The following is an 8,055-nucleotide window of genomic DNA, read 5'->3' as shown; positions in this document are numbered from 1 at the left end:
CATACGGAGGAAACTCTAGTTTCATATGGGAGAAACTCTAGTTTCATATGGGAGAAACTACTCGCATTAGGGGGAGAATACCTTGTTCTAGGTATGCTGTTTGCTTTTTATTTTGGGTGCTTACCCCTATCTTTGTAGCTGTTGGTGGGGATGTCCGACCAACGGCAATAAATCTTTATCCAAAACTTAAATGCAAATGACTATGCAACCTATTATCAATAGCAACTTACCAGAGTTCAAAGTACCCGCATATACCAAGTCCAAGGGCTTCCACGAGGTCTCTAACGAGGATCTCAAGGGGCGCTGGAGCGTACTCTTCTTCTATCCTGGCGACTTCACCTTCGTATGTCCTACGGAGCTAGCTGACCTTGCCGACAACTATGCTGAGTTTCAGCAGATCGGCGTGGATATCTACTCTGTGAGCACAGACTCACACTTCGTTCACAAGGCTTGGCAGGATGCTAGCGAGGCGGTCAAGAAGGTGCAGTACACGATGCTCGCTGACATGCGCTTCGAGTTGGCTCGTGCCTTCGGCGTGATGATCGAGGAGGCTGGGCAGGCTTACCGCGGCACTTTCCTCATTGATCCAGATGGCAAGGTGCGTGTGGCTGAGATCCACGACAACGGCATAGGCCGTGACGCTCAGGAGCTACTGCGCAAGGTGCGCGCTGCTCAGTTTATCTATGAGCACCCAGGTGAGGTGTGCCCCGCTAAGTGGAGACAAGGCGATGCCACTCTCAAGCCTAGTATAGACCTAGTTGGTAAGATCTAACACCTAGATCCACAAGAGACTGTTGCATAAAGGCGAATCGCTGTGTTGCTTTCGGGATTCGGCTTCGGTCACATACGTAGGTATGCTCCCTTCAGACCTCACCCTCAGCGCCTTGCGCTTCATCCTTTCTGCAAAGTCTAGACAATCTTGCAAGCAAGATTGTGAGGCTGTTGACTTTGCAACAGTCTCACATATCAAGACGAGAGGGTTGTGTCGTATACTCACACGAGCGGCACAGCCCTCTACTCTTTCTAAAAAAACAGCACAATCATGAGACTAGACCAAGATACCTTACAGCAACTGCAAAGCATCTTTGCCTCGCTAAAGCATCGATATACGCTCAGAGCGAAGGCTCCCGAGGGCGACCACTACGGCGAGCTAGAGCAGCTCCTCGGCGACTTCGCCTCGACCTCCCCGCAAATATCGCTAGAGATGGGCGTGGGCGACAAGCTCAGCGTGGAGATACTACGTGACGACCAGCCCACGGGGATAACCTTTAGAGCGATCCCCTCGGGGCATGAGTTTAGCAGTCTGATATTGGCCATATACAATGCGGATGGTCAGGGGAAGAACCTCCCCGATGCAGCGATCTGTGACAAGATTCGTTCGCTACGCAAGCCTATTCACCTGCGCAGTTACATTTCGCTCAGCTGTACCAACTGCCCCGACGTGGTGCAGAGCCTTAACCTAATCACGCTCATCGCTGGTGAGGGAGTGACCCACGAGATGGTCGACGGGGCTCTCTACACAGAGGAGGCTAAGGAGCTAAACATATCGGCCGTACCAACGGTCTACCTGGGAGATCAGGTGCTACATATAGGCAAGAGTTCGCTGGGTGAACTACTCGGCAAGCTAGCCGATGCTGTCGGAGTGGAGCCATCGTCCGTCACGGCGGAGCGCAAGGAGTACGACCAGATCGTCATCGGTGGTGGTCCGGCTGGCGCAGCTGCTGCGCTATACTCGGCTCGCAAAGGACTACACGTGGCACTGGTGGCGGACCGCATGGGCGGTCAGGTGAATGAAACGACGGCTATCGAAAACGTTCCCTCCGTACTTCACACGACAGGTACCCAACTGGCCGAAGATCTGCGCCAGCATGTGCTACACTACCACGTAGAGATACTGGAGCAGAGACATGTCGAGCAGATCAAACTGGTCGATACCCAGAAGGAGGTAGTCACTTCGCTCGGCGAGACGCTCGTAGCGCCACAAGTGATCATCGCCACTGGAGCTTCCTGGCGCAAGCTAGGCGTGCCTGGCGAAGCAGAGCACATTGGTCGCGGGGTGGCCTTCTGCCCGCACTGCGACGGACCGTTCTTCAAGGGGCAAGATATAGCGGTCGTGGGCGGTGGTAACTCAGGCATTGAGGCCGCTATCGACTTGGCGGGTATCTGCAAGCATGTGACCGTCTTGGAGTTTATGGAGAGCCTTAAGGCAGACACTGTGCTGCAGGAGCAACTGGCCAAGCTACCGAACGTGACTGTCCACACGAACGTGGCAACAGAAGAGGTCATCGGCAATGGGAACAAAGTGTCCGCACTTCGCATAGCTCCTCGAGACGGGAGTGCTCCCTTCGAACTAGCTGTCGCTGGGGTATTCGTGCAGATCGGACTCAAGGCGAATACGGATGTCTTCGACGGTCTAGTCGAGCGCAACCGTATGGGCGAGATCGTCATCGACGACCACTGTCGTAGCTCAGTGCCTGGCATCTATGCCGCAGGCGACTGTGCCAGCATCCCCTACAAGCAAGTGGTGATCGCTATGGGCGAGGGTGCCAAGGCTGCTCTCTCCGCCTTTGATGATCGCATTCGCACGCAAGGGTAAAGTGTCCTTTTCCTTTCCTACATAAGCGTAGAGGCCTCTCGGCATCACAGTCTCAGGTGCCTAGAGAGCCTCTATGCTGTGCGGTCTCTACTTGCATGGCTTCGAAAAAGGCTATATCTTTGTAGCACAATTCGGTTTGAATCACATCACTTTAAACAATAATCTCATGACACAAAAGAAACTCATAACTCTCGTCACCATACTCATCTGCTGTATGGGACTAGGAGCCTGTAAGGAAAAAGACAAACCCGTTGAGGTGAAGATCAGCATCCCCGAAGCGGTAAAGCTACTCGTCGGAGAGACCTATAAACTCGAAGTAAACGTCTACCCAAAAGATCTCAAGGTCACCTTCGAGTCTACCAACACGCAGGTGGTCACCGTATGTGAGAAGGGTGTCCTGAAGGCTATCGCTGAGGGAGAGGCAGAGGTTAAAGCGACCGCTGGCAACGTAACAAAAGTCTGTAAGGTGTCCGTAACGAAGCCTAACAATATCGATAAGTCGCGCTATTTAGGGCTGGATGCCTCTGCTGAAGATCAGCAGTACTTCGCACCTATCTACATCCCTAAGGAGGAGGACTTCAAGCCCGACAAGCTCGACCTCTTCAAGTCTGCCGTAACTCCCTTCGGCTGGATCTATGAGGCTGACGCAAAAGATCCAGAGGGCAAGTTATTCTACCGATTTGTGTCTCCCAATAAAAAGGATGAAAATGGCAAGGAGATAGATACGAAATCTCAGTTCTGCATGGACTTCCTCGCCTACAACCACTCTATGCCAGGCGCACCCGTCTACATTCGGATGGGGCTCTACCGCCACTTTGCTATGGACTATCTGGTAAAACCTGAGACTTTCACAGAGCCTAAGGACCTAAAAGTGCAGAAGGAGTTGCTTAAGATTATGGAGCACTATGGCTTCACGGAAGATGCTCAATTTACTGTGCTAGGAAGAGACAATGCCTATGTAGCTTACAATACGAAGTTTGACCCGAAGACACCGCTCAGAGGGGTTATGTTTACAGAAAGGGAAGAAGATCATCCTGGCTTTCGACTGACCTTCCAGATCAGCTATGGTCGGAGATAATGCTCCGAGGGACTAACCCTCCCCCACACGCAAAAGAGACTCCCCTCAGCCGGACACGATCCGACCGAGGGGAGTCTCTCTATTATGAATCCTAAATGCCGCAAATCATCACCCGTCTCATCGTGCTACCCGACTTGCGGGATCTAGAAGCTTGCTAATCTATAGGCAATCATAAAGGATCGCTCTCAATCTCAAACAGCTTAGAATTGGGTACTGACGTGTAGCTCTCGTAACTGTCGTGTAGCTCGCGTAGGTAGAGGCGGGCGCACATCTCGGCGTCGTCGCCTGCGCGGTGGTGCCTCCCCTCGGGGATGGATAGTTGCTCGCAGAGGTAGGCGAGCGTATGGCAGCCGTAGTCGTAGATCTGGCGAGCACGGCGTAGCGAGCAGTCCCACTGCAGCTCGGGGAGCGTGAGCTCGTAGAGCTGTGCTGCCTGCTCCAGGCAACTTCGATCAAACGGCACATTGTGCGCTACCAGCAAGGCACCCTCGCCTATGTATTGCTCTGCTATCTCTTGCCACACCTCGGCAAACGAAGGAGCCCTCTTCGTATCCTCAGGACGGATGCCATGGCACTGCATATTCCAGTAGCTGTATCGGTTGCCCTCAGGCTGCACCAGCCAAGAGCGCGTCTCAGCAATCTCTCCGTTGCGGACCAGACAGATCCCCACCTCACAGATGGAGGTGCGCTGTCCCGTGGCGGTCTCAAAGTCAATGGCTATAAAGTCTAATGTATTCATCACGCTTCGGAGGTTGGCTCGTAGTATGCCATAAGATTCTTGGCAAAGTTATACATCTCCTCTCGTACGGACTGAGGCTCCAGCACTTCAATCTGATCGCCCATTGCTAATAGAGCTTGATAAAGATCATACGTAGGACAGACCTCCAGCTCAAAGCAAGCCACACCCTCCACCTCTGAGGGCAGCTCTCTCTGCGACTCATGTATCGGTAGCGTGCGAAGGTAGTCCGCACCCTGACCATAGGCATTGACTAGCAGACGCACAGGCTCCTCCTCGGAGTGAATCACCCCACAACAGCCTCGGTAGTAAGCCTCTATATCAAAGGTCTCATCCATCTCAAAGCTCTCCTCTAGCGGTTCGCAAGCTAAGATGCGATCCAGAGCATAGACTAGATAGACATCCTTGGGGCGCGAGCCCCCGTCCTCAGCGTTGAGCTCCTCATTGCGAGCTGAGTAGTAAGGGCTACGAGCCAGGAGATACCATCTGCGATTCGCCACTTTGAGGTAGTAAGGCTCCGCCTCAAAGCTGTAAGCCTCGGGTCTGCCAAACGCTTGGTAAGTCATCTGGATAACCTTGCCATGACGCATCGCCTCGGCAATCACGTTGAGCCACTTACGACCAGAGGGGACATGCTCGAAGAGAATTCGCCCCTGGAGCTTGCTGTCGGCTTGTATCTGATTCATCGCCGTGTAGGAGTCTATGAGCCAGCTGCGCAGGTTGTCCTGCTCCAGCTCCTCAGGATTATCAATGTAGTAGCGGTAACCATCCTGGGGGTCACATAAGATATCCACCTGAAAGATGTCTAGGATCGCCGCCCGATGATTGTGAAAGGTGCGCTTCGGCAAAGGCTCCTCATAGCTCAGCCCGCTATCCACCCAGTGGCGACTAATCTCCTCAAAGGTCAGTCGCCCGTATTGGCGAAATTGCTCAATCAGCCAGACATATCGTCCGAATTTGTTTGCCATACAACTATTAGTCTCTTTCTCTAAGGGCAAAGATACAACATTGGCTCTGCCAAACCGTGGCACAAGACTCCACACAGCTATTCCTTCTTGTCGTTCTCTGAGGGTAGTCGCTTGGAGAGCTCATCGACCTGCTTCTGTAGCTTTTTTATAGCAGTGAGGATATCCTTGTGAGACTCCTCATGCTCGTAGACCTCTACCGTCGTTGCGGTGATCACACCAGCCACAAGACTCAGTAGGATATACGAGGCGATCAGTATGTAACTGACGAAATAGAGCCATGCCAGCGGATGCACACTCATGATAGGACGAGCGACAGCTGATGCCCAAGACTCTAGCGACATAACTTGAAATAGCGTAAAGAGCGAGCGGCTTAAAGAGCCAAAGTACTCAGGAGCCGTCGCACCATAGCTGTCCATTCCTATGATTGCATAGATGAGTAGCGTCATCCCAAAGAAGCCACTCGACCAAGCTACACGAGGCAACGACTTAACCATCGCCTCTGAGAAGAGACGCATGTGCTTATTGATCGAGAAGATGCGGAGCATGCGAATCAGTCGGACTAATCGCAGTGTTCTCAGCGAGATCAAGCTCGGCATAAAGCTCACCGCACAAACTGTCGTGACAACGAGATCAAAGACATCCCCAGGCGTACGCCAGAAGTTGCGCTTGTAGTACATACGCACCCCCAGCTCTATGAAAAGTACCACTAGGCTAATGTCAAGAAAGATCTCGATCCACTTCGTCATCTGTGGCGAGGTCTCATTATTTAGCAATATGACGATGCAGACGACATTGGATATAATCACCAAGTCTGCTACCCAGTCTAGCACTCGAAGTAGCTTGACAATCTTCTTCAGCTGAGCAACGGACTTATTACCACGCTTCAATCTACTCCCTTTCATAAGCTTCATTGATCACAGCAAAGTTATCGGCAGGGACAAGTAAGATAATAGGTCAGGACGAACTAGTTGTCCCGACCTATTACCACCATACCGTGTTAGCGGCTGTTTCGCCTAGTCCAGACTCTCCCTTCATTAGTCGAGTAGAACAATCCCTTTTCGCAAGTTGCTAGGATTTCTTTTCCGTTGTCCGTCAGATCCTCAAAGTCTCCTTGAATGGAGGAGGCTTTATAGCGCCTCGTCCAAACTCTGCCATCATTAGTGGAGTACTCAAGGACTCTAGGGTCTTTTGGGCTAATTCGGATTAGCTCCTTAGTGCGATTGATCATCTGTGACATAGTGTTTTGTTTGTTTAGTGGCTCTCTGTAGGGGTAGGGAGAGCACGTTTCCTACGTTTTGATTTCTATTCGATGAGCTCCATAAAACAAAAGAAGCGTGGTGCTGCTGTACTACGTTCTAAGTCGGAGGTCGTAGGATACCTTGATTCAGAGATACGTTGATAGCAGCCCACGCTCTTTGCGTGGAAACCACTATGCCTACTCTCCGAACAAGTCTTGAATTTCCTACGTTCCCGACTTCGAGATAAGCACAATCGCTTCGTATGTTTCATGTGACAGTGAGGAGAGAGCTCCCCTACTGCGCCACTGAGGTACAACCTTTTACCGAAACATACAATAGCGGGGCGAGCGTGGGCTGCACACTTTTTCTTGTTGCATAGAGACCAGAGGCAAGCACCTCTAATCTCTAACTTCTAACATCTAATCTCTAGCGAGCTACGCCTCTCCACAGGCGATCTGGCGATGCAACTCTTTCTTGCGCTGCTCCTTGATGGTGAACCACAGCTGAGACTCTTCCAGCGCATTTGCGGGGATGCGGCTAGCGTAGCGCTCTAGGAATTCATAGCTGTACAGATGCGATGCCCCAAGGTCTGCACCCCTCCAGTGACTGTGGTCTATTAGCGCGGCCCAGTTCCACTTGTCGATGAAGCGATCTATCGTATCATAGTCCAGTGGTATGGACTCATTCTCAGATAGTTTATCCCAGTCCCAGTAGTCTGCAAACCGCTCCAAGCAGTCTACTGTTAGAATGGTGTCGCAATCAGTCTGAGAGAGTCTCGTCCAGTTTATCCAATGCTCGAACTCCTCGAGCATCTCGGGTGTCCATAGGATCTCGGGGTTGCTAGAGACGAATTCCCAGTCTAGCTTCTTGCCATACTTCCTGAGGGTCTCTAATGTCCAGGGGAACTCATCTGTGATTTCTCTCCAAGCAGTCTCGTCCAGCTGCCTCTTTAGTAAGTCATTTGTATCCATAGTTCTTAATCTGATTTGTTGAACACAGTGCAAAGGTACACCGCAGGGTGTGCCATATTGAAGCACAGGAAGGGATAATCTTTCGCTTTTTTCAGAGGCTCCGACAGTTTCATGCGGGTGAAACTCCAGTTTCATGCGAAGGAAACTCCAGTTTCATGCGGGAGAAACTCTAGTTTCATACGGAGGAAACTCCAGTTTCCTCGGTAGGAAATCGAAAATCTCCACGGAGGAACGGACAAATTCCTCGGAACTTTGATTTCATTCTTCCGAACTTTTATTTCTTGGCTCCGTGGAGAATTTTCGTTTTCCACGTGGCGGTTTGAAAATATCCACGTACGCATCAAAGCGAGACGTGTAACCCTTTGTAGGGACGCTCGCTCTGAGCGTCCGTTGTCGAACAGAACAAAACGAGTACTGACTTCGTAACTTTTGATACAACGGACGCTCAGAGCGAGCGTCCCTACAAAG

At 51.4% G+C, this 8,055-nt stretch carries 7 protein-coding genes; 3 read left to right on the top strand and 4 right to left on the bottom strand.

The features are described 5' to 3' along the window. Positions 1 to 202: 202 nt before the first annotated feature. The 3 genes from ahpC (at position 203) to PORUE0001_RS05705 (ending at position 3,674) form a co-directional block, all read left to right on the top strand. A complete protein-coding gene (gene ahpC, locus PORUE0001_RS05715) occupies positions 203 to 772 on the top strand; it encodes an alkyl hydroperoxide reductase subunit C (protein WP_025883180.1) in 570 nt (189 codons plus the stop codon). A 270-nt stretch (positions 773 to 1,042) separates the two neighbouring features. Then, on the top strand, positions 1,043 to 2,596 hold the full coding sequence (gene ahpF / locus PORUE0001_RS05710) for an alkyl hydroperoxide reductase subunit F (protein WP_007365456.1): 1,554 nt from the start codon (positions 1,043 to 1,045) through the stop codon (positions 2,594 to 2,596). 166 nt (positions 2,597 to 2,762) lie between these two features. Further along, positions 2,763 to 3,674, top strand: a complete 912-nt coding sequence (locus PORUE0001_RS05705; RefSeq protein WP_039865700.1) for an Ig domain-containing protein — start codon at positions 2,763 to 2,765, stop codon at positions 3,672 to 3,674. A gap of 169 nt (positions 3,675 to 3,843) precedes the next feature. On the opposite strand, the gene PORUE0001_RS05700 is transcribed toward PORUE0001_RS05705, so the two are convergent. From PORUE0001_RS05700 to PORUE0001_RS05680, 4 genes are all read right to left on the bottom strand, one after another. Continuing rightward, entirely contained in the window at positions 3,844 to 4,413 is a 570-nt protein-coding gene (locus PORUE0001_RS05700) for a 3'-5' exonuclease (RefSeq protein WP_007365516.1), read from the bottom strand. Further along, positions 4,413 to 5,378: a helix-turn-helix transcriptional regulator gene (locus PORUE0001_RS05695; protein WP_007365499.1), complete on the bottom strand. Its 966-nt coding sequence runs from the start codon at positions 5,376 to 5,378 to the stop codon at positions 4,413 to 4,415. Before PORUE0001_RS05695 ends, PORUE0001_RS05700 begins: the two co-directional genes overlap by 1 nt. 77 nt (positions 5,379 to 5,455) lie before the next feature. Beyond that, positions 5,456 to 6,280 carry an ion transporter gene (locus tag PORUE0001_RS05690; RefSeq protein WP_157750195.1) on the bottom strand — a complete coding sequence of 275 codons (825 nt, stop codon included), beginning with the start codon at positions 6,278 to 6,280 and terminating at the stop codon, positions 5,456 to 5,458. Between the two features lie 770 nt (positions 6,281 to 7,050). Beyond that, positions 7,051 to 7,587, bottom strand: coding sequence for a hypothetical protein (locus PORUE0001_RS05680; RefSeq protein ID WP_007365467.1), 537 nt, complete (start codon positions 7,585 to 7,587; stop codon positions 7,051 to 7,053). Between the last annotated feature and the right edge of the window lie 468 nt (positions 7,588 to 8,055).

Origin of the sequence: Porphyromonas uenonis 60-3 (assembly GCF_000174775.1) — a bacterium.
In the GTDB taxonomy this organism is placed as follows: Bacteria; Bacteroidota; Bacteroidia; order Bacteroidales; family Porphyromonadaceae; genus Porphyromonas; species Porphyromonas uenonis_A.
This window is presented reverse-complemented; position numbering and strand designations above follow the sequence as displayed.

Excerpts from the sequence above, each read along its gene's own strand:
- PORUE0001_RS05695 (WP_007365499.1), bottom strand. The coding sequence starts at position 5,378 with ATGGCAAACAAATTCGGACGATATGTCTGGCTGATTGAGCAATTTCGC.
- PORUE0001_RS05700 (WP_007365516.1), bottom strand. The coding sequence starts at position 4,413 with ATGAATACATTAGACTTTATAGCCATTGACTTTGAGACCGCCACGGGA.
- PORUE0001_RS05680 (WP_007365467.1), bottom strand. The coding sequence starts at position 7,587 with ATGGATACAAATGACTTACTAAAGAGGCAGCTGGACGAGACTGCTTGG.
- ahpF (WP_007365456.1), top strand. The coding sequence starts at position 1,043 with ATGAGACTAGACCAAGATACCTTACAGCAACTGCAAAGCATCTTTGCC.
- PORUE0001_RS05705 (WP_039865700.1), top strand. The coding sequence starts at position 2,763 with ATGACACAAAAGAAACTCATAACTCTCGTCACCATACTCATCTGCTGT.
- ahpC (WP_025883180.1), top strand. The coding sequence starts at position 203 with ATGCAACCTATTATCAATAGCAACTTACCAGAGTTCAAAGTACCCGCA.
- PORUE0001_RS05690 (WP_157750195.1), bottom strand. The coding sequence starts at position 6,280 with ATGAAAGGGAGTAGATTGAAGCGTGGTAATAAGTCCGTTGCTCAGCTG.